This window comes from Streptomyces sp. CoH27 (assembly GCF_020181035.1).
Classification (GTDB): domain Bacteria; phylum Actinomycetota; class Actinomycetes; order Streptomycetales; family Streptomycetaceae; genus Streptomyces; species Streptomyces camelliae.
This window is the reverse complement of sequence record NZ_JAIQYY010000018.1, coordinates 145,934-164,295: the sequence shown is the minus strand read 5'-3', so window position 1 is coordinate 164,295 and position 18,362 is coordinate 145,934. Positions and strand designations below refer to the sequence as shown.

The window sequence follows — 18,362 nt, the reverse complement described above, 5'->3', positions numbered from 1 at the left end:
ATCCACACCCTCTCAAGAGTTATCCACAGGCTGTGTGGAAGATCTGTGGACTTCGGAATTGATCACTCCGGAAGTGTGCGGCGAACTGAAGAATTCCCAGGGCAAACCTGGGTGACACCCACTTTCGGGTGGAAAGCGGTCGCCCCAAAAGATGAATCAAAGGAAACGAGTGGACGAAGGGTGAGGTGCGGCCCGGTGGCGGCATCGGGGCCCTGAGGGACGATTTGTCGACCGACTCGCGCACGCTTGTCGACTTGTCCCCAGGTCGAGAAGCGGACCTGTGGATAACTCCTGTGGATAACGATGATATGCAGGTAGGACTGGCTAGAACCGGCCGTCCTGGCAGCGCGCCACCCAGTCCGCCGCCGCCACGAACTCCTCGTCCGACGTCCCCTGCCGGGTCGCCGGGGCCTCGGCCGGCGTGATGTCCGCGCGCGGGTAGGAGCCGAGGAAGCGCACCTGGAGACAGATCCGCTTCAGCCCTGTCAGCGCCTCCGCCATCCGCCGGTCGGAGATATGGCCCTCGGCGTCGATGCAGAAGCAGTAGTTGCCGATCCCGGCGCCGGTTGGACGGGACTGCAGCAGCATGAGGTTGATGCCGCGCGAGGCGAACTCGCCGAGCAGGTCGCGCAGGCCGCCGGGGTGGTCGTCGCGCTGCCACAGCACCACGGAGGTCTTGTCGGCGCCGGTCGGCGCGGCGGGCCGGGCGGGGCGGCCGACCAGCACGAACCGGGTCTGCGCGGTCTCCGGGAAGTCGTGGATCCCGGTCTCCAGGGCCTCAAGGCCGTACCGGGAGGCGGCGAACTCGCCGGCGAAAGCGGCGTCGTAGCGGCCCTCCTGGACCAGACGGGCGGCGTCCGCGTTGGAGGCGGCCGACTCCCAGGCGGCGTCGGGGAGGTTGTTCCGCAGCCAGTTCCGCACCTGTGACTGGGCGGCCGGGTGGGCGGAGACCGTCTTGATGTCCGTGAGCTTCGTGCCGGGCCGGACCAGCAGCGCGAAGGTGATCGACAGCAGCACCTCGCGATAGATGGTCAGCGGCTCGCCCGCGACCAGCTCGTCCAGCGTGGTGGTGATCCCGCCCTCGACGGAGTTCTCGATCGGCACGAACGCGGCCTCGGCCTCGCCCACCCGCACCGCGTCCAGCGCGGACTGCACCGACACGTACGGGATCAGCTCCCGGGTGGCCGATTCCGGGAGCGTCCGCAGGGCCACTTCGGTGAAGGTGCCCTCGGGGCCGAGATACGCATAGCTCGCTGGCATGTCCCTCACCCTAATGGCCGCAGGCTGCCTCGGCGCGGGTGTCTCACAAGAGCCACACGACCGGGTGGTTTGAACCAGGAAAAGCAGCAGAAAGGCCGTATTTTCCTTCGGCTTCGATGCGCCCTTCCAGGGGCCGCGTCGGATCAGCCCTCCAGCAGCCGCTGCCCCACGTACTCGCCCTTCGCCGCCCCGCCCGGCACCGCGAACAGTGCGCTCGCCTCGTGCCGGATGAACTGCGACAGCGCGTCGCCCCGGTCGAGCTTGCGCTGCACCGGTACGAAGCCGCGCAGCGGGTCCGCCTGCCAGCAGACGAAGAGGAGACCGGCGTCGGGCGTGCCGTCCGCCTCGAAGCCGTCGTGGTAGGAGAACGGGCGCCGCAGCATCGCGGCACCGCCGTTCTTGTCGGGCCGGGTGATCCGGGCGTGCGCGTTGAGCGGGACGACGTACTGGCCCTTGGCGTCGGCCTTCTCCAGGTCCATCGGCGTCGTCTCGTCGCCCCCGGACAGCGGCGCCCCGTCGGACTTCCGCCGCCCGATGACCGCCTCCTGGGCCGCCACCGACAACTTCTCCCAGTCGTCCAGGAGCATGCGGATGCGGCGTACGACGGCGTAGGAGCCGTTCGCCATCCAGGCGGGCTCGCCCGAGGCGGGTACGAAGATGCGCTGGTCGAAGTCGGAGTCGGTGGGCTTCGGATTGCGCGTGCCGTCGAGCTGGCCCATGAGGTTGCGGGCCGTCATGGGGTGCGCGGTGGCGCCCGGGGTGCGGTTGAAGCCGTTCATCTGCCAGCGCAGCCGGGCCGCGCCGCCCGCGTCCTTCTGGATCGCGCGCAGGGCGTGGAAGGCGACCAGGGCGTCGTTCGCGCCGATCTGCACCCACAGGTCGCCGTCGCTGCGTGCCTTGTCCAGCTGGTCGGAGGAGAAGTCCGGCAGCGGGTCCAGCGCGCTCGGCCGCTGCTTCTCCAGGCCCGTCCTGCCGAAGAAGCCGTGCCCGAAGCCGAAGGTGATCGTCAGCGCGGAGGGGCCCGCGTCACGGGCCACGTCGGTGTCGTCGTGCGGCGCGGCCTCGCCGGCCATCAGCCGTTCGGCCGTCGTCGACCAGCGGCGCAGCAGGGCCGCGGCCTCCTTGCGCCCGGCGCCCGCCGCCAGGTCGAAGGCGACGAGATGGCCGCGCGCTTGGAGGCCCTCGGTGATGCCGGGCTGATGTTTCCCGTGAAACGTCGCCCGGTCGGAGCCCACCGAGGACAGCGGGGTGGCCGGGGCGGGCGCGGCGGCGTAGCCCACGGCACCGCCTGCCGCGCCGAGCACGAGCCCGGTGGCGCCCGCGGTGCCGAGCAGCGCGCGCCGGGAGACGCCCCGGCCCCCGGCGGACGTCGGCTCCTCCGCCGCCTCGGGGGAGGTTCGGGTCTGGGGGATGGACTGGTCGGGCATGGTGTCGTTCAGCCGATCTGCGCGTTCTTGGAGACGGTCACCTGGTCGATGTCGGAGGTCCGCACGGTGACGGCGATCTTCCAGTCGCCGGCCATGGGAATCTGCACTCCGCTCGCCGACCAGTGGCCGGTCGTGATGTGGTCGGGAGTCACGGGAAGCGGGCCGATCTTCTTCGCCTCCGAGGTGAAGGCGACCTTCACCTCGGGTATGTCGTAGGGCTTCCCGCCGGGCGTCTGGACGTAGACGTGCATCTCGTTGGCGCCCACGCCCGCAGGGTCGAGGTCGACGCTGACGACCCCCTTGCCGTTGGTGCCGCCGGTGTCGAAGGGCATGTCCAGGGTCAGCGCGCCGTTCGTGGGCGCCGTGGCCGAACCGGAGGACGAGGAGGCGGCCTTGGCTTCCAGCTCGGTGCGGCCCGGCTCGGTCTGGGTGAGCGCGGTGGTGACGGCGAGGAGGACGACCGCGACGCCGGCCTCGGCGAGCACCGAGCGGCGCAGCCCGAGGCGGTGGGGGTCGCCGTCGCGCATCCGCTTGCGCCGGGCGGTGTCCATCGCGGCCCGCTGCCGGGCGAGCTGCGCGGCCCGCCGGGAGTCGCCGGTGCCGGGCGCGGTTTCTGCCGCTGCGTCGGACGCACCCTCCGGTAGGGCACCGGATACGGTCTCCGACGCGGCAGGCGACGTGACCTTTTCGCGTTCCTCCACCGTGGCCGGGACCGTGTCGGCGCCGTCGGCGAGCCGTCGGGTCCACCGCCGTGACATCGATGCGATGGCGACCAGCACGGCCACCAGCCCGATCTTGACCAGCAGCAGCTGTCCGTACCGGGTGTCGGTGAAGGCCGACCAGGAGCCGAGCTGGCGCCAGGACTGGTAGGTGCCGGTTCCGGCGAGCACGACGACGGACCCGAAGGCCAGCCGGGAGAAGCGGCGCACGGCGGCGGCTTCCACCGGTGTCTCGGCGGGCGCCCGGTACAGGGCCACCAGGAGGGCGGTGAGCCCGCCCAGCCAGGTGGCGACGGCGAGCAGATGGACGATGTCGACGGGCATGGCGATGCCCGGCTGGAGCCCGACCGAGGCGTGCTCGGCCATGGCCCAGCTGGTCGCGAGCCCGGCCGCGACGACCCCTCCGCCGATCGCCAGCCCGAAGGTCAGATCACGCTTCTCCTGGCCCTCCTCGCGCTTGGTGTAGGCGCCGAAGAGGACGGTGACGAACAGTGCGGCGGCGGCGAGCAGCAGCAGCCGGGAGACCAGGGTCGCGCCCGTCTTGGTCTGCAGCACCTGCCCGAGCAGCCCGAGGTCGAAGACGTCGCCGAACGTCCCCGAGGTGGTGTACGAGCCGCGCAGGAGCAGCAGCCACAGGGTGGCCGCGGCGAGCGTGAGCCAGCCGCCGACGATCAGTCGCTGGACGGCCTGTACGCCCGCGCCGCGCTGCCAGCAGGCGAGTACGAAGGCCGCGCCGCCCGCGAGCACGATGAAGCCGGCGTACGACGCGTACCGCCCGAGTGCGTAGAGCATGCCCACGGTGCCGCCGCCCGCGGTCGGCCCGGTGCCGGAGACGACCGTCGGCGAGGGCGTCCCGATGGAGAAGGTGTAGGCACCGGAGACGGGGTGGCTGTCGGCCGAGACGACCTGGTAGGTGACCGTGTAGGTGCCCTTGCCCAGGCCGCTCTTGAGCTGGATGCCGTAGGTCGTCCCGCTCAGGTTGGCGGGTTTGCCGGTCTGGACCGGCTTGCCGCGGGGGTCGAGGACGCGCAGGGAGTCGTCGTTCATCGCCACCTTCTCGGAGAAGGTGAGCGCCACCTGGCTGGGTGCCTGCTTGACCACCACCCCCTGCGCGGGATCGCTGCCGGTCAGCGCGGCGTGCGCGGAGGCCGGAGCGGCGCCCGCGAGCAGCGCGCCGGCGACGGCGAGGAGCAGCAGCACCAGGGTGCGCAGGCTGCCCCTGCGTCGCCTGGGGGCGATGGTTCGCGTCACGGTGGTGGGTCCCCTCCCTCAGTGGCCGGTCGACGGGTTGTACGTCGCGGACTTCACCGGCATCTCGACGGTGAGGGGCCCGGACGCGGCGAACGTGAGCTTCACGGTGACCGTCTGGCCCTGCTTCGGCTGTCGCTTCAGCTTCTCGAACATCAGATGGTTGCCGCCGCTTTTGAACACGAGTTGACCGTGGGCGGGTACGGCGAAGGAGGCCTGCTCCCGCATGGCGCCGCCGGTGGTGCTGTGCATGGTGATCTGGCCGGCGTCATCGCTGGTCACCGAGGTCAGCTCGTCCTTCGCGCCGCCCTTGTTGGTGATCGTCAGGAAGCCGGCGGCCATGTCGGCGGAGACCGGCTGGGGTATGTACGCCCCGCTCACCGACAGTTCGGCCCCGGCGCTTGCGGACCCGGAGTCCGAGCAGCCGGCGAGGGCCAGGGTGCCGGTGAGGGCGGCGGCGGTCAGGACGGCCCGGCGCCTCACGGGGTGCCTCACGGGTTGGCCCCCTTGACGATCTTGGGCAGGCCCTTGGTGTAGTCGTCGACCGTGGCGTCCTCGCCGTAGAGGACGTAACCGCCGTTCGTCTTCGGCGAGAAGGCGATGACCTGGGTGCCGTGGACGGAGACGAGCTTGCCGTTCTTGTCCTTCGACGTCGGCTCCACGGAGATGCCGAGTGAGCGGGCGCCGGCCTGGATCGTGGCGAAGTCCCCGGTCAGGCCGATGAACTGCGGGTCGATGCCCTTGAGCCACTTGCCCAGCTCGGTGGGGGTGTCGCGGCCGGGGTCGGTGGTGACGAACACGACCCGCAGGTCGTCCTGCTCGGCCTGGGGCAGCGCCTTCTTGGCGACGGCGATGTTGCTCATCGTCGTCGGGCAGATGTCGGGGCAGTGCGTGTAGCCGAAGTAGACGAGGGTCGGATGGCCCTGGGTCTCCTTGCGGAGGTCGTACTTCTTGCCGTGCGTGTCGGTGAGGACCAGGTCCGGCTTGGCGAAGGGCTGGTCGAGCACGGTGGCGGCCTTGCCCGAGTCGGACTCCTGGGAGACCACGGTGACCGGCGACTTGCTGTCGTCGCCGCTGCCGCAGGCGGAGAGGGTCAGGGTGGCGGCGGCGAGCAGCGAGGCCGCGGCGAACGTCTTCTTGCGCATAGAAAAATGTCCCAGATGTGAGAACTCCGGTGCGCACCGGGGCTGTGCGGGCGACCCCGGTGCGCGCTCCGGAAGGAGGGGGCTAGGCGGTCCGGCGGCGGCCCGCGAAGACGCCGTAGGCGACGCCCGCGACGCCGGCGACGATGCCGATGATGCCGAGGACGCGCGCGGTGGTGTCGGTGTCGTGCCCGTCGGAGCCGGCGGCGGAGGCCGCGGTCTCGGTCGTGCCGGCGGTCTTGTCGGCGCTGTCCTTGGCGTCCGCCGCGCCGCCGTGTGCGTCGGCCGCGGCGGACAACTGCAGCACGGGCGCCGGGTTCTCCGGCTCGTCCTGGCCCGCCTGCGGCACCTCGATCCAGCGCACGACCTCCTTGTCGGAGTACGTCTGGAGCGCCTTGAACACCAGCTGGTCGGCGTTCTCGGGCAGAGCGCCGATGGAGAGCGGGAACTTCTGGAAGTAGCCGGGCTGGATGCCCTTGCCGTCGGCCGCGGTCCAGGTGACCTTGGTGACGGCCTCGTCGATCTTCTGGCCGTGCACGGTCAGCGGCTTGTCCAGCTTGGACTTGGTGACCTGCACGTTCCAGCCGGCCATGGGCTCGGGCATGACCGAGGCGAGCGGGTGGTCGCCCGGGAAGGTCACCTCGACCTTGGTGGTCGAGGCGTTGTCGCGCTCGTTGGGGACCTTGAAGTCGACGACCGCGTAGCCGCCCTTGGCCGCGGTGCCCTCCGGCTGCACGGAGACGTGCGCGAAGGCGGGGACGGACAGCGCCAGGACGGTGGTGCCGGCGACGGCAGCGGCGGCGGTGACCCGAGAGGCGATACGAGAAGCCTGCATGGCAGGAGCACTCCACTGATGAGAGTTCCGGTGATGTCGAGAGGTACGCGTGCGCGTGCCGGTGCCGCTCGGGGCGGATCGGTGGGGGTCCCCCGGTCGAACGAAGCCGAGAGTGGGGGAGGGTGCGCACGCGCGCGTGCCGCGCGACGGCGGCCTCTCCACCAGGTCTTGACCGGGAGGGAGTGCTCGCGTCGCGTCAGGCGGCGAGGAGGAAGGCGGCGGCGGGCGGACCGCGCCGGATCACCGTGTGCTGGAGTGCGGTGGTGCGCGGGGCGGGTGCGTCGTCCGGGGCGCCGCACCGGGCGCGCGGGCCGGGCTCGGCGGCGGGCAGCAGCCCGGCGCACAGGGCGTACGTCAGCGCGAGAGCAGCGCGCAGGGAGCGTACGAGGGCTCCTTCTGCGACGCCCTCCGCGACTCCGTGCGCCGACAGTTCGATCAGCCGCAGCAGAGCCAGGTCGCCGCGGCGCAGCAGCCAGCCGGCGGCGACGGCCGCGAGGACGTGGCCGAGCAGCATCGGCAGCGAGGGCAGCAGCCCCGCGGAGGGGCCGGTGGCGTCGGCCGCGTGGGACAGAACGCCCCGGCCGGCGGCGGGCCGGCCCGCGCGGTCGATGAGATGCGCGTCGAGCAGCAGATGGAAGGCGTGCCCGGGGGTGAGCCCGGTGGCGCTCGTCCCGCACAGCAGCCGCGCGGCCTGCTCGACGAGCGCGGTGTCGCTGAGCGACGAACCCGTGAGCGGCGAACCCGTGGCGCCCGTGGCACCCGTGGTGCCGATGGCGTTCATCGACCCCATCGCCATGCCGCCGGAGGCCATCGCGGCCCCGTGCCCGCCCAGCGCGAACAGCGCGTGCAGGGCGGTCTGGCCGAGCGCGAGCAGCGCGGCGATGCCGGGCAGCGAGCGAGCCCGCCCGGCGAGCGGCACCACGACCAGCAGACAACCGAGGAACCCGGCGCCGAGCGTCCACAGCGGCACGCCCACGCAGGACGCCAGGGTGTGCCCGCACGCGGCCAGCACGACACAGACCGCGGCGAACACCGCGGCCCGCAGAATCCGCAGCCCGGCTCCGGGCCGCGCCGTGCGCGCGTGGGGGGCAGTCATGGCGGCCTCATCATCGCACTGCGCTTACCGGCGCCCTACGGCAGGGCGCGGAAAGCGGGACCGCGGGGGGGCGGAAGCGGGGCGGAGGATTGCTACGGCCGGGCTCGGGAGCGGGTCTTGGGAGGGGTGGAGGTGTCCCTCATACACCGATTCCTCCCGTGGCGCATCGGCTGTATGGGCGGCGTCACGTCAAGAGTGTGCTTACGGCCATGTATGGGCGGCAATACGTAACGGTATGTCGAGCCGCGGCCAGGAGGCTGGAGCATGAGCATCTGGTGGTCACTCCATCTGCGCCGCGAGGCAGCGAGCGTGCCGCTCGCCCGCCGGCTGCTGATCGGCACGATGGAGACGGCGGGCGTCGACCCCGAGATCTCCTACGACCTGTCCGTCGCCCTGACCGAGGCCTGCGCGAACGCGGTCGAGCACGGCGGGAACCCCGCCCGCGAAGGCGCCGTGGAGGCGTACCGGGTGACGGCCTACCTCGACGGCGAGAAGTGCCGTATCGAAGTGGCCGATTCGGGGCCCGGATTCACCCGCGTCCAGGACATCCGCGCCGCGCGCGTGGACGCCGAGAACGGCCGCGGCCTCTGTCTGATCCGGGAACTGGCCGATCACGTCCACATCGGTGCCAAGCCCGGCCGGGGCGGCGGGACGGTGGTCAGCTTCGACAAGATCCTCAAGTGGACGAAGGACCCCTCGCTGCTCACCGCCTGACGGCGCCTTCAGACCTCCAGCACCTTCGCCAGCGCCTCCAGAGCCTCCGGATAGGCCCGCTCCCGAGGCGTGCCGTAGCCCACGACCAGCCCCTGGGGGCGGCCGGCCGGGACGCCCGGGGTGTGCCAGTGGTCGCTCAGGGCGCCCAGGGCGAGACCCTCCGCCTGCGCGCGGGCCAGCACCTCCGCCTCGTCGGGCACGTCGATCAGCGCGTGCAGCCCGGCTGCGATCCCGTGCACGCTTTGGCCCGCCCCCAGCCGGTCCAGCAACTGGTCCCGGCGGCGCCGGTAACGCAGCCGGCACGCGCGTACGTGGCGGTCGTAGGCGTGGCTGTCGATCAGCTCGGCGAGCGCGAGCTGGCCGATGGTCTCGGTGTGATGGTCGCTGTGCAGCTTGGCGTCGGCGACCGGGTCGACCAGGTGCGGCGGCAGCACCATCCAGCCGAGCCGCAGCCCCGGGCCGAGTGTCTTGGAGGCGGTGCCCAGGTAGATCACCTGGCCCGGTGCCATGCCTTGCAGCGCGCCGACCGGCTGGCGGTCGTAGCGGAACTCGCCGTCGTAGTCGTCCTCGACGATCAGTCCGCCACGCGCGCGTGCCCAGTCGCCGAGCGCCCGGCGCCGTTCGGGATGCAGAGTCACCCCGGTCGGGTACTGGTGTGCCGGGGTGACCACCACCGCGGCCGCGTCGCCGAGTTCCCCGGGGAGCACCCCGCGCGCGTCGACCGGCACCGGGCGCACCGTGCCGCCGTTGTGCCGGACCACCTCCCGGTGGAACGGCAGACCGGGGTCCTCCATGGCGATGACGGCGCCGTCGAGCACGCGCGTGAGGAGCGCGAGGCCCTGGACGTACCCGGAGGTGACGACGATCCGCTCCGGGGGCGCGATGACTCCGCGGGCCCGGCCCAGATAACCCGAAAGGGCCGTGCGCAGTTCGATGCGGCCGCGCGGGTCGCCGTAGTCGTACGCCAGGGAGGGCGCCGTCGCTATGGCGCGGCGCAGCGCGCGCAGCCAGGCCGCCGCCGGGAATGCGCCGACGTCCGGACTGCCGGGGCGCAGATCGAAACGCGGCGCACGCGCGTGTGCGGCGGTCCGCGGGCCCGCTGTGTTCAGGGCGGGCGGCAGCGCGGCGACCCGCGTGCCCGAGCCCTGCCGGGCCGTCAGATAGCCCTCCGCGACCAGTTGGTCGTACGCCGCCTTCGCCGTGCCCCGGGAGACGCCGAGGTCGGCTGCGAGCCGCCGGGTGGCGGGCAGCCGGGTCCCGGGCGCGAGCCGCCCGTCCCGGACGGCGGCCCTGAGTGCTCGCTCCAGCCCGATCCGCCGGCCGTCCCCCGTGTCGGTCTCCAGATGCAGGTCCACCCCCGCACCGGACCAGAAGTCGTCCATGAAAGCCCTCCCCCTAGGCATGCCAATGGCCGGGCACTCCCCGGTACCCGGCCATTGAAACGCAGATCAGCCCTTCAGCGCGGCCATCCACGCCTCGACCTCGTCGGACCGGCGAGGCAGCCCGGCCGAAAGGTTCCTGTTGCCGTCCTCCGTCACGAGGATGTCGTCCTCGATCCGGACGCCGATGCCCCGGTACTCCTCCGGCACCGTCAGGTCGTCGGCCTGGAAGTACAGCCCCGGCTCGACGGTGAGGACCATGCCCGGCTCCAGGGTGCCGTCGACGTACGTCTCGGTCCGCGCGGCGGCGCAGTCGTGGACGTCCATGCCGAGCATGTGGCCGGTGCCGTGCAGGGTCCAGCGGCGCTGCAGGCCCAGCTCCAGGACGCGCTCGACCGGGCCCTCGACCAGGCCCCACTCGACCAGCCTCTCGGCGAGCACGCGCTGGGCGGCGTCGTGGAAGTCGCGGTACTTGGCGCCCGGCTTGACGGCCGCGATACCGGCCTCCTGGGCCTCGTACACGGCGTCGTAGATCTTCTTCTGGATCTCGCTGTACGTGCCGTTGACCGGCAGCGTGCGCGTGACGTCGGCGGTGTAGAGGGTGTGGGTCTCCACGCCCGCGTCCAGCAGGAGCAGGTCGCCGGAGCGGACCGGGCCGTCGTTGCGGACCCAGTGCAGGGTGCAGGCGTGCGGGCCGGCGGCGCAGATGGAGCCGTAGCCGACGTCGTTGCCCTCCACGCGCGCGCGGAGGAAGAACGTGCCCTCGATGTAGCGCTCGGAGGTCGCCTCGGCCTTGTCGAGGACCTTCACGACGTCCTCGAAGCCGCGGACCGTCGAGTCGACGGCCTTCTGCAGCTCGCCGATCTCGAACTCGTCCTTGACGAGGCGGGCCTCGGACAGGAAGACGCGCAGTTCCTCGTCGCGCTCGGCGGTGACCTTGTCGGTCAGCGCGGCCTCGATGCCGGCGTCGTAGCCGCGCACCACGCGCACCGGGCCGGTGGCCTCGCGGAGCTTGTCGGCCAGCTCGCGCACGTCGGCGGCCGGGATGCCGTACAGCGCCTCGGACTCGGTGAGGGAGTGGCGGCGGCCGACCCACAGCTCGCCCTGGCCGGAGAGCCAGAACTCGCCGTTCTCGCGGTTGGAGCGGGGCAGGAGGTAGATCGTCTCCTCGTGGCCGCCGTCCTTCGGCTCCAGGACCAGGACGCCGTCCTCGGTCTGGTTGCCGGTGAGGTACGCGTACTCCACGGAGGAGCGGAAGGAGTACTCCGTGTCGTTCGAGCGGGTCTTCAGGTTGCCCGCCGGGATCACCAGGCGCTCGCCCGGGAAGCGGGCGGAGAGCGCGGCGCGGCGGCGCGCGGTCTCGGCGGCCTGCGCGATCGGCTTCAGGTCACGCAGCTCGGTGTCGGCCCAGCCGGACTGCATGTTCTCGGCCAGCTCGTCGGAGACGCCCGGGTACAGGCCGTTCTTCCGCTGCTTGATGGGCTCCTCGGACTCAGTTTCCGGGGTCTCCGGGTTGAGCTCGTCGGCCACGTGTTCCTCCTCGGTACGGCGTGTGATCTCCCCCGGCGGCCCGCGCTGCTCGCGATCGTGTCCGAGCGGGGGGCCTCCATCATCGTACGGTCGTACCAGGAGCGGACCAGGGTCGCATGACCTGTTATGCCCGGTCATGCATTCCGGATGCGCACCGCATGCTCAGTCGAAGCGGGCCGCCAGCAGCACCACGTCCTCCTCGCTGTCAGCCGTCTCCGGGCCGTCCGGCAGCACGGTGCGCAGGACGTGGTCGGCGATGGCGTCGGGGTCCTGGCGCAGCGCGCGCGGGATGCTCGCGGCGGCCGCGTGGAGTCGGGCGAAGGCGCGGTCCATGGGGTCGCCGGTACGGTGCAGCAGCCCGTCGGTGTAGAGCAGGACCGTCTCCCCGGCCTCGGCCTGGATCTCCACGCTGGGCGCCTCCCAGCAGGCGAGCATGCCGAGCGGGGCGGAGACGGAGGTCTCGGCGAACTCGGTGCGCCGCTCACCGATCAGCAGCGGCGGGCTGTGGCCGGCGCCGGCCAGGGTGATCTTGCGCAGGGCGGGCTCGCAGTAGGCGAACAGGGCGGTGGCCGAGCGGGCGGGCTCGGTGAGCCGCAGCAGCAGCTCCAGGTCGGACAGGACGGCGACCGGGTCCTCGCCCTCCATCACGGCGTACGCGCGCAGAGAGGCGCGCAGCCGGCCCATGGCGGCCACGGCGCTCGGGCCGGAGCCGGTGACCGAGCCGACGGACAGGCCGAGGGCGGCGTCGGGCAGCGGCAGCGCGTCGTACCAGTCGCCGCCGCCGCGCGGGCCGGTGCGGTGCCGGGCGGCGAGCTGCACGCCGGCCACACGGGGCAGCCGGGAGGGCAGCAGCTCCTCGGTGATGGTCGCCACGCGCGCGCGTGCGCGTTCCACCTCCACCAGCCGGGCGAGGTGCTCCGTGGCGTGGCGTACGTAGAGGCCGGCGAGATGACGCCGGCGCTCGTCGGGCTCGGCCGGTTCGTCGTAGAGCCAGACGGCGGCGCCGAGGCGGCCGGCCGAGTCGCCGGCGAGGGGGAGGGCGTAGCTGGCGGCGTAGCCGAGGCGGGCGGCCACCTCGCGGTGCCGGGGGTCGAGGCCGTCCTCGGCGAACAGGTCGGGGTGGGCGATCTCGGTGCCCGCGCCGGTGTCGTACGGCAGGGCGCCGCGCGGGACGGTCTCGATGTGGCCGAGGTCGGCGCGGCCGAGGCCGAGGCCGAGGGTGGTGCGCGGGCCGAGTCCGTCGGCAGGCTCCAGGACGACGAGGCCGCGGCGGGCGCCGACGAGGGCGGCTCCGGCGCACAGCAGCTCATGCAGCGCGGGGTCGAGCGCGTTCGTGCGGGACAGGCGCTCGGTGAGTTCGTGGAGGGTCGTGAGGTCCGAGACCCAGCCGGCCAGCCGGTCCTGGAGGAGGGTGCCGGGGGCGGGCCCGGTCGGCGCGGGGACGGAAGCGGCGTCCGGGGAGGCCGTGGCGCCCGGGGCGGGGGGAGTGGGCGCGACAGTGTGTGCGGGCGTCGGAACCGGTGGATCGATTCCGGCCACTTTCGGAGGGTGCGGGGCGTTCATGGTGTCCGGCCTTCAGACCGGTGCGTATTGCCGGAAAGCATCGCAAACCCCCATGTCATTCTGCGCCGCTAGCAGTGTCTCCACATGTACACGCACTCGTGAGGAGATGTCCAGCATTGTCCTGCCGGGATTCCTGGTGTCCATGGGCCGGACGAGGTTTTTCCCGAACCCCTTGCCTTACTGCCAAGTTGGCTGAAAACTGCCTCAGGTATCGGTTCATTGCGGTCGACTGGCCTTGCTCCACGGAGCGTCACAGCGGTCGTGATGGGTACGTACTCGGTGAAGGCCAGGGGTGGTTGGGGGCCACCCGGAACCTGGCGACGGACCCGGGCGTCATAGCCACCGACGGCCGAGCCCCATCCTCCCTGGCGGAGGCGGAGAGAAATACGCGCGACGGCAAAACGCCATACTTCGCCACCCCGCACCGCACCCGTGCTTCTGACCGACGCGCTACGGACGCGGACGCGGCCCATGCTCGACCCCTTGGGGATCCCCCTGCCGTGCGCGGGGGTGTGATGCGCCAACAGGTACGCACAGTGAAGTGATCGACACATGGTGTGATGTGGACCCACGGTGTTGCCAGCGGTGCAACGGAAAGGAACGAGCGCTCATGCGCGAGATCCTCGGAAGGCGACGCGGGCTCCTGTCCAGGCGGAACGGCGGGAAGCCCAGGCGGAACGACGAGAGGCCTGAGCTGATCGGCGCGGCCCTGACCTTCGCGACCGAGTGGCAGTGGCCCGTACTCCCGGGCGTGGCCCCGGACTCGCAGGGGCGGGCCCGCTGCGCCTGCCCCGACCCCGAGTGCACGGTGCCCGGAGCGCACCCCTTCGACCCCGGCCTGCTCGCGGCCACCACCGACGCGCGCATGGTGCGCTGGTGGTGGACCAACCGGCCGAGCGCGCCCATCGTCCTCGCCACCGGCGGCAAGGCTCCCTGCGCCGTCAGCCTGCCGGCGCTCGCCGCCTCCCGCGCCCTGGCCCTGCTCGACCGGCGCGGCATGCGCCTCGGCCCGGTGATCGCCGCGCCGCACCGCTGGGCGCTGCTGGTGAAGCCGTACTCCATGGAGCAGTTGGGCGAACTGCTCTACGCCAAGGACTTCGTCCCCGGCTCCCTGCGCTTCCACGGCGAGGGCGGCTATCTCGCCCTGCCCCCGTCCGAGACCGGCCAGGGCGCCGTCCGCTGGGAGCGGGCCCCGCTGCCGGGTTCGGCCGCGCCCTGGGTGCCCGATGTGGAGGCCGTGGTGGACGCCGTGGTCGACGCCCTCACTCGTACGGGTGTGAGCGCGCCCGAGTTGTAGGGGTGTCCGGCGCGGGCGGGGCGGGCGGGCCCGCCCGCTCGTTATCTTCCGCTCATGCTGCCAATCTCCGGTGGACATGGCCGTCGGCTCCCCGGGCGACGACGGCGTCCCGGACACCGTTCGCCCCGGTTGCTCGCCCTCATGGGCGTCGTGACGGCCGTGGCCGTGCTGCCGCTGGCCGTGGCGTCCGCCCGGCAGGGGGGCGAGGCGGCCCGGCACACGGTGTCCGAAAAGCCGCGGGCCGTCGTACGGGCCCCGGGGCAGGCCTTCGGGCACGCCCCGGGGCAGGCCTTCGGGCACGAGGGCGCCGTACGGCTCTCAAGGGACGGTGACGCAAAGATGCCGTCGCCCGGTGCCTCTCCCCGGGTGCTCGGGCTCGGCCTGGCCGCCGCCGCCCGCTGCGGCCCCGCGCTCACCTCTCCCGACGGCATCGAGGCGCAGACCTGTGTGCTGACCCAGGGCGCGGACACCTGGGCGCGCACCTACTACCGCAACACCTCCGGCGAGCCGCTGGACGCCGCGCTGAGCCTGATGGGTCCGGGCGGCCGCACGACGCAGCTGGGCTGTGTCACGGGCACCGACGACGAGCCCGCCACCTGCGAGACGCCACGTGAGCCCAGCCGGGGCGGACCGGACGCCTACACGGCCGTCAGCGAGTTCGCGAAGCACGGGTCCGACGGCGCCCTGCTGCTGCGCTCGGGCAGCGATCCGGCGGACGCCTCGGGCAACTCCGGGGATCCACAAGGCAGTTGACCGTCGCTTCCGGAACGGCCGGGCGTATGCGGACATGGAAAGACCCGGTTGCTGGCGACGGGGGATGCACCAGCAACCGGGATACAGGAACCGTAACAAGAGATCGGCGGTTCGCAAATTCCGGCTCGGGCATTCGGCCACCGATTTTCCTGTGACAACGGGGAGTTGTGACAGGAGTCACCTGCTGTGGGGGTCCGCGTCACGGCTGACCGACCGATCAGCCGTGACGCGCGCGCGGAGCGCGTCAGCTGAGCGTGACCTGCCGGTTGGTCAGCCCGCCGCGGGCCCGGCGCTCGTCCGCCGTGAGCGGTTCGGTCGCGGCGAGGGCGGTCGCGAGCCGCTCGGCGAACTCGGCGGCCGGCTTCTCCACGTCCTCGGCCGACATGCCGCTCGGCAGGTCCCAGACCGGCACCGTAAGCCCGTGAGCACGGAAGGAGCCCACGAGCCGGGTCCCCTCGGCCAGGCTGGAGCGGCCCGCCGCGTGCAGCCGCGCGAGAGCGTCCAGAAGCTGCTCCTCCGGGTGCGGCATCACCCAGCGCAGGTGGTTCTTCTCCGGGGTCTGGCACCAGTACGCCGCGTCCACACCGGTCAGCCGCGCCGTCGGGATGGCGGCGGCGTTGGCCCGCTCCAGGGAGGCGGTCACCTCCGGGGTGGCGTTCTCCGCGTCCGGCACCCAGAACTCGAAGCCGCTGTGCACCACCGGCTCGAACGGCGCCTCGGGGTCGAGCAGGTCCTGCAGCCGGGGCCCGCCGGCCGGGGCTCGGCGGCCCTGCACCGGAGTGCCGGGCTCGGCCTCCAGCGCGCGCTGGAGGGTGTCGGCGAGATCGCGGCTGATGTCACCGGACGCCGTGTCGTTCTGCAGGCCGATCAGGACCGAGCCGTCGTCGCGGCGCAGCGCCGGCCAGGCCATCGGCAGCACCGTGGCGAGCGTGACCGACGGAACGCCCTCGGGCAGGCCGTCCTTGAGGGTCAGCTCCACCGTCGCGGCCGGCACCAGCTCGCGCAGCGCCACCCAGTCGCCCTCGCCCGTCAGTCCCTCGAACGGGCGGTGCACCAGCTCGGTCACCGCGTGCGCGGCGGCCCGGCCGTGACACGCCTTGTAGCGCCGGCCGCTGCCGCACGGGCAGGGCTCGCGAGCGCCGACAACCGGGATCTCTCCGTCCGTGATCGGTGGCTTGGCCTTCGTCTGGGGTCGCTTCTTGGCCATCGTGGGTGTCTCCCGGTTACGGCGCTTCTCGTACGGGCGCGAGCCTAGCCGTTCCGGCCATCACCGACGGGAACCTGTGGACAACGCACGCGCGCTCGACGCCAGCCGTGTGAACCTGTGGACGACCCGGGGGCGTCCCGGCGTTCAGTCCAGGTCCTCGAAGGCGTTCGCGAAATCCAGGTCGGCCATGTCGGCCATCTCCACGTCGGCGAGCGCGGGGGGTGTGACGCGCGTAGCGAAAGCGTCGCAGCGGCCCCCGGCATCGGGATCGTGGACGTCCTCGTGGACCACCACCCAGACCGTCACCTCGCCCCGGGCGTCGTCCCGGACGCCCCAGTCGTCGGCGAGGGCCGTGATGATGTTCAGCCCGCGGCCGCCGTGCGCGGTCACCGACGGGGTGGCCGGAGCCGGGCGGGTCGGACCCCCGCCGTCCGTCACCTCCACGACGAGCCGCCCGCGCGGATCGACCCGCCACGCGGCGCGTACGTCACCGTCCCCGGCCAGCGCATCACCCAGGGGCCGCCCGTGTTTGCAGGCGTTGCTCAACAGTTCGGAAAGGATCAGTACGGCATCGTCGATGACCGTTTCCGGCACGCCACCGCTGCGCAGGTGCGCGCGCATCCGGTGCCTCGCCTTCCCCACGCCCGCAGGGCCATGGGGTACGGCCATGCTCGACGACGTGGGCACCTCCTGTGCCACCACCAACGCCACCCCCGAGACCTCCTTTGCCCCACGCCACGGTGTGGATGCCCCCTGGACCTGTACCGGAAACCGGCCAATCCCCTTCCGGTGACGCATTCGCAACATCCCTCTACGGAGCGAACGCGCCGGAGCACTCCCTGTGACGAAGGCTTCCTTGTTCGGTCGTCGTGTGGCTGAATTCCGTCGTTGCGGTCGGGATCGGAGGATTCAGCAGACGCACAGCCCGGTCAAGGGATCGGTCCGGCTCTTTACCGGCCTCTTGAGGTCACATGCGGCTCAGCTGTTCCAGAACCGCGCGCGGGCGGTTGGTGATGATCGCGTCGATGCCCAGTTCCGCACAGAGTTCGACGTCCTCGGGCTCGTTCACCGTCCAGACGTGCACCTGATGGCCGTTCCGTTTCAGCCGCTCCACGTACCCGGGCTGGTTGCGCACGATGCGGATCGAGGGGCCCGCGATCCGCACGCCCGCGGGCAGCCGTCCGTCGCGCAGCCGCGGCGTGAGGAACTGCACCAGATAGACCGTCGGCAGCGTCGGCGCGGCGGCACGCACGCGATGCAGCGACCGCGCCGAGAAACTCATGATCCGCACCGGGGACTCGGCGGCCGAGGCCGGCGCGTCCAGCCCGAACCGCTTCAGCAGCGTCAGCAGCCGCTCCTCGACCTGGCCGGCCCAGCGTGTCGGATGCTTGGTCTCGATGGCCAGCTCCACCCGCCGCCCGGCGTCCGAGACCAGCTCCAGCAGCCGCTCCAGGGTGAGCACGGAGGTCTCCTCGCGGTCCTCCGGGCGGTGCTCCCAGTCGGGCTCCTCGTTGTCGGAGGCTCGCCCGCGCCAGGCCTCGCGCGTCTTCCAGGAGCCGAAGTCGAGGGCGGCGAGATCGGACAGTTCCAGGGCCGAGACGGCGCCGCGGCCGTTGGAGGTGCGGTTCACCCGGCGGTCGTGGACGCAGACCAGATGGCCGTCGGCGGTGAGCCGTACGTCGCACTCAAGGGCGTCGGCGCCGTCCTCGATCGCCTTCCGGTAGGCGGCCAGCGTGTGCTCGGGGGCGTCTTCGGAGGCACCTCGGTGAGCGACGACCTGGATGGAGCGCAGTGGTGCGTGGGTCACCGCGTCATGGTGCCACCGTCCGGAGGCGCACGGGGCGCCATGCGCATACTCAATGCCCCGTTATGTAACTTTTGCCGAAAAAACCCCTTGTAAAGAATGGCCATGGACCCACAGCGACCGCTTATGGTGCTCTGACGGCTTGTGGGAAAAGCTGACTCCATACAAGCGGTACAGCGAAGAAAGACTGACCACAGCACCACGCAGAGCTGCCGAGCGTGAATGAGTGCGACCGACGACAACAGCCGTGGATCGAGGAGAAGAGCTGTGAGCACCGAGAACGAGGGCAACGAGGTACCCCAGGCCCCGTCCGCACCTCCCGTGCCGGTGGCCTCTCCCGACGCTTCCCCGCAGGGCCCCGTCCCCGACGGGAACGCGCCGACCACAC

Annotated in this window: 16 protein-coding genes; 3 read left to right on the top strand and 13 right to left on the bottom strand. The window is 72.1% G+C overall.

The annotated features are described in order from the left end of the window. Positions 1–324: 324 nt before the first annotated feature. From pheA to LE548_RS28990, 7 genes are all read right to left on the bottom strand, one after another. On the bottom strand, positions 325–1,260 hold the full coding sequence (gene pheA, locus LE548_RS29020; protein ID WP_225099913.1) for a prephenate dehydratase: 936 nt from the start codon (positions 1,258–1,260) through the stop codon (positions 325–327). A gap of 143 nt (positions 1,261–1,403) precedes the next feature. Further along, positions 1,404–2,687 (bottom strand): iron uptake transporter deferrochelatase/peroxidase subunit, encoded by a 1,284-nt coding sequence (efeB, locus tag LE548_RS29015; RefSeq protein ID WP_225099912.1) that lies wholly within the window; start codon positions 2,685–2,687, stop codon positions 1,404–1,406. Between the two features lie 8 nt (positions 2,688–2,695). Further along, positions 2,696–4,657, bottom strand: coding sequence for a copper resistance protein CopC (locus tag LE548_RS29010; protein WP_225099911.1), 1,962 nt, complete (start codon positions 4,655–4,657; stop codon positions 2,696–2,698). Between the two features lie 18 nt (positions 4,658–4,675). Then, complete coding sequence (locus LE548_RS29005) at positions 4,676–5,149, bottom strand: copper chaperone PCu(A)C (protein WP_374116190.1); 474 nt, start codon at positions 5,147–5,149, stop codon at positions 4,676–4,678. Next, positions 5,146–5,799, bottom strand: a complete 654-nt coding sequence (locus tag LE548_RS29000; protein ID WP_225099910.1) for an SCO family protein — start codon at positions 5,797–5,799, stop codon at positions 5,146–5,148. Before LE548_RS29000 ends, LE548_RS29005 begins: the two co-directional genes overlap by 4 nt. Positions 5,800–5,881: 82 nt before the next feature. Next, positions 5,882–6,631, bottom strand: a complete 750-nt coding sequence (locus tag LE548_RS28995) for a YcnI family protein (RefSeq protein ID WP_225099909.1) — start codon at positions 6,629–6,631, stop codon at positions 5,882–5,884. Between the two features lie 196 nt (positions 6,632–6,827). After that, a complete protein-coding gene (locus LE548_RS28990; protein WP_225099908.1) occupies positions 6,828–7,727 on the bottom strand; it encodes a hypothetical protein in 900 nt (299 codons plus the stop codon). A gap of 264 nt (positions 7,728–7,991) precedes the next feature. On the opposite strand from LE548_RS28990, the gene LE548_RS28985 reads away from it, so the two are divergent. Further along, positions 7,992–8,441: an ATP-binding protein gene (locus tag LE548_RS28985; protein ID WP_225099907.1), complete on the top strand. Its 450-nt coding sequence runs from the start codon at positions 7,992–7,994 to the stop codon at positions 8,439–8,441. An 8-nt stretch (positions 8,442–8,449) separates the two neighbouring features. Here LE548_RS28985 and LE548_RS28980 read toward each other — a convergent pair whose 3' ends face one another. The 3 genes from LE548_RS28980 to LE548_RS28970 form a co-directional block, all read right to left on the bottom strand. Then, a complete protein-coding gene (locus tag LE548_RS28980; RefSeq protein WP_225099906.1) occupies positions 8,450–9,823 on the bottom strand; it encodes a PLP-dependent aminotransferase family protein in 1,374 nt (457 codons plus the stop codon). 66 nt (positions 9,824–9,889) lie between these two features. Continuing rightward, the gene (locus tag LE548_RS28975) at positions 9,890–11,350 is read right to left on the bottom strand and encodes an aminopeptidase P family protein (protein WP_225099905.1); all 1,461 of its coding nucleotides are present in this window, start codon (positions 11,348–11,350) and stop codon (positions 9,890–9,892) included. Positions 11,351–11,512: 162 nt separating this feature from the next. Then, positions 11,513–12,913, bottom strand: a complete 1,401-nt coding sequence (locus tag LE548_RS28970) for a PP2C family protein-serine/threonine phosphatase (protein WP_225099904.1) — start codon at positions 12,911–12,913, stop codon at positions 11,513–11,515. A gap of 610 nt (positions 12,914–13,523) precedes the next feature. On the opposite strand from LE548_RS28970, the gene LE548_RS28965 reads away from it, so the two are divergent. Together LE548_RS28965 and LE548_RS28960 are read left to right on the top strand one after the other, a co-directional pair. After that, complete coding sequence (locus LE548_RS28965) at positions 13,524–14,210, top strand: bifunctional DNA primase/polymerase (protein ID WP_225099903.1); 687 nt, start codon at positions 13,524–13,526, stop codon at positions 14,208–14,210. Positions 14,211–14,351: 141 nt separating this feature from the next. Then, positions 14,352–14,963: a hypothetical protein gene (locus LE548_RS28960; RefSeq protein WP_225099902.1), complete on the top strand. Its 612-nt coding sequence runs from the start codon at positions 14,352–14,354 to the stop codon at positions 14,961–14,963. Positions 14,964–15,207: 244 nt separating this feature from the next. On the opposite strand, the gene LE548_RS28955 is transcribed toward LE548_RS28960, so the two are convergent. The 3 genes from LE548_RS28955 to LE548_RS28945 all read right to left on the bottom strand — a co-directional run bounded on the left by LE548_RS28955 (position 15,208) and on the right by LE548_RS28945 (position 17,977). After that, a complete protein-coding gene (locus LE548_RS28955) occupies positions 15,208–16,170 on the bottom strand; it encodes a DUF5926 family protein (protein ID WP_225099901.1) in 963 nt (320 codons plus the stop codon). A 144-nt stretch (positions 16,171–16,314) separates the two neighbouring features. Then, positions 16,315–16,968 (bottom strand): ATP-binding protein, encoded by a 654-nt coding sequence (locus LE548_RS28950; RefSeq protein ID WP_225099900.1) that lies wholly within the window; start codon positions 16,966–16,968, stop codon positions 16,315–16,317. Positions 16,969–17,137: 169 nt separating this feature from the next. Continuing rightward, positions 17,138–17,977 (bottom strand): glycerophosphodiester phosphodiesterase, encoded by an 840-nt coding sequence (locus tag LE548_RS28945; protein ID WP_225099899.1) that lies wholly within the window; start codon positions 17,975–17,977, stop codon positions 17,138–17,140. Positions 17,978–18,362: the final 385 nt, after the last annotated feature.

Excerpts from the sequence above, each read along its gene's own strand:
- LE548_RS28950 (WP_225099900.1), bottom strand. The coding sequence starts at position 16,968 with ATGCGTCACCGGAAGGGGATTGGCCGGTTTCCGGTACAGGTCCAGGGG.
- LE548_RS29000 (WP_225099910.1), bottom strand. The coding sequence starts at position 5,799 with ATGCGCAAGAAGACGTTCGCCGCGGCCTCGCTGCTCGCCGCCGCCACC.
- efeB (WP_225099912.1), bottom strand. The coding sequence starts at position 2,687 with ATGCCCGACCAGTCCATCCCCCAGACCCGAACCTCCCCCGAGGCGGCG.
- LE548_RS28955 (WP_225099901.1), bottom strand. The coding sequence starts at position 16,170 with ATGGCCAAGAAGCGACCCCAGACGAAGGCCAAGCCACCGATCACGGAC.
- LE548_RS28985 (WP_225099907.1), top strand. The coding sequence starts at position 7,992 with ATGAGCATCTGGTGGTCACTCCATCTGCGCCGCGAGGCAGCGAGCGTG.
- LE548_RS28965 (WP_225099903.1), top strand. The coding sequence starts at position 13,524 with ATGCGCGAGATCCTCGGAAGGCGACGCGGGCTCCTGTCCAGGCGGAAC.
- LE548_RS28990 (WP_225099908.1), bottom strand. The coding sequence starts at position 7,727 with ATGACTGCCCCCCACGCGCGCACGGCGCGGCCCGGAGCCGGGCTGCGG.
- LE548_RS28995 (WP_225099909.1), bottom strand. The coding sequence starts at position 6,631 with ATGCAGGCTTCTCGTATCGCCTCTCGGGTCACCGCCGCCGCTGCCGTC.
- pheA (WP_225099913.1), bottom strand. The coding sequence starts at position 1,260 with ATGCCAGCGAGCTATGCGTATCTCGGCCCCGAGGGCACCTTCACCGAA.
- LE548_RS28960 (WP_225099902.1), top strand. The coding sequence starts at position 14,352 with ATGGGCGTCGTGACGGCCGTGGCCGTGCTGCCGCTGGCCGTGGCGTCC.
- LE548_RS28970 (WP_225099904.1), bottom strand. The coding sequence starts at position 12,913 with ATGAACGCCCCGCACCCTCCGAAAGTGGCCGGAATCGATCCACCGGTT.
- LE548_RS28980 (WP_225099906.1), bottom strand. The coding sequence starts at position 9,823 with ATGGACGACTTCTGGTCCGGTGCGGGGGTGGACCTGCATCTGGAGACC.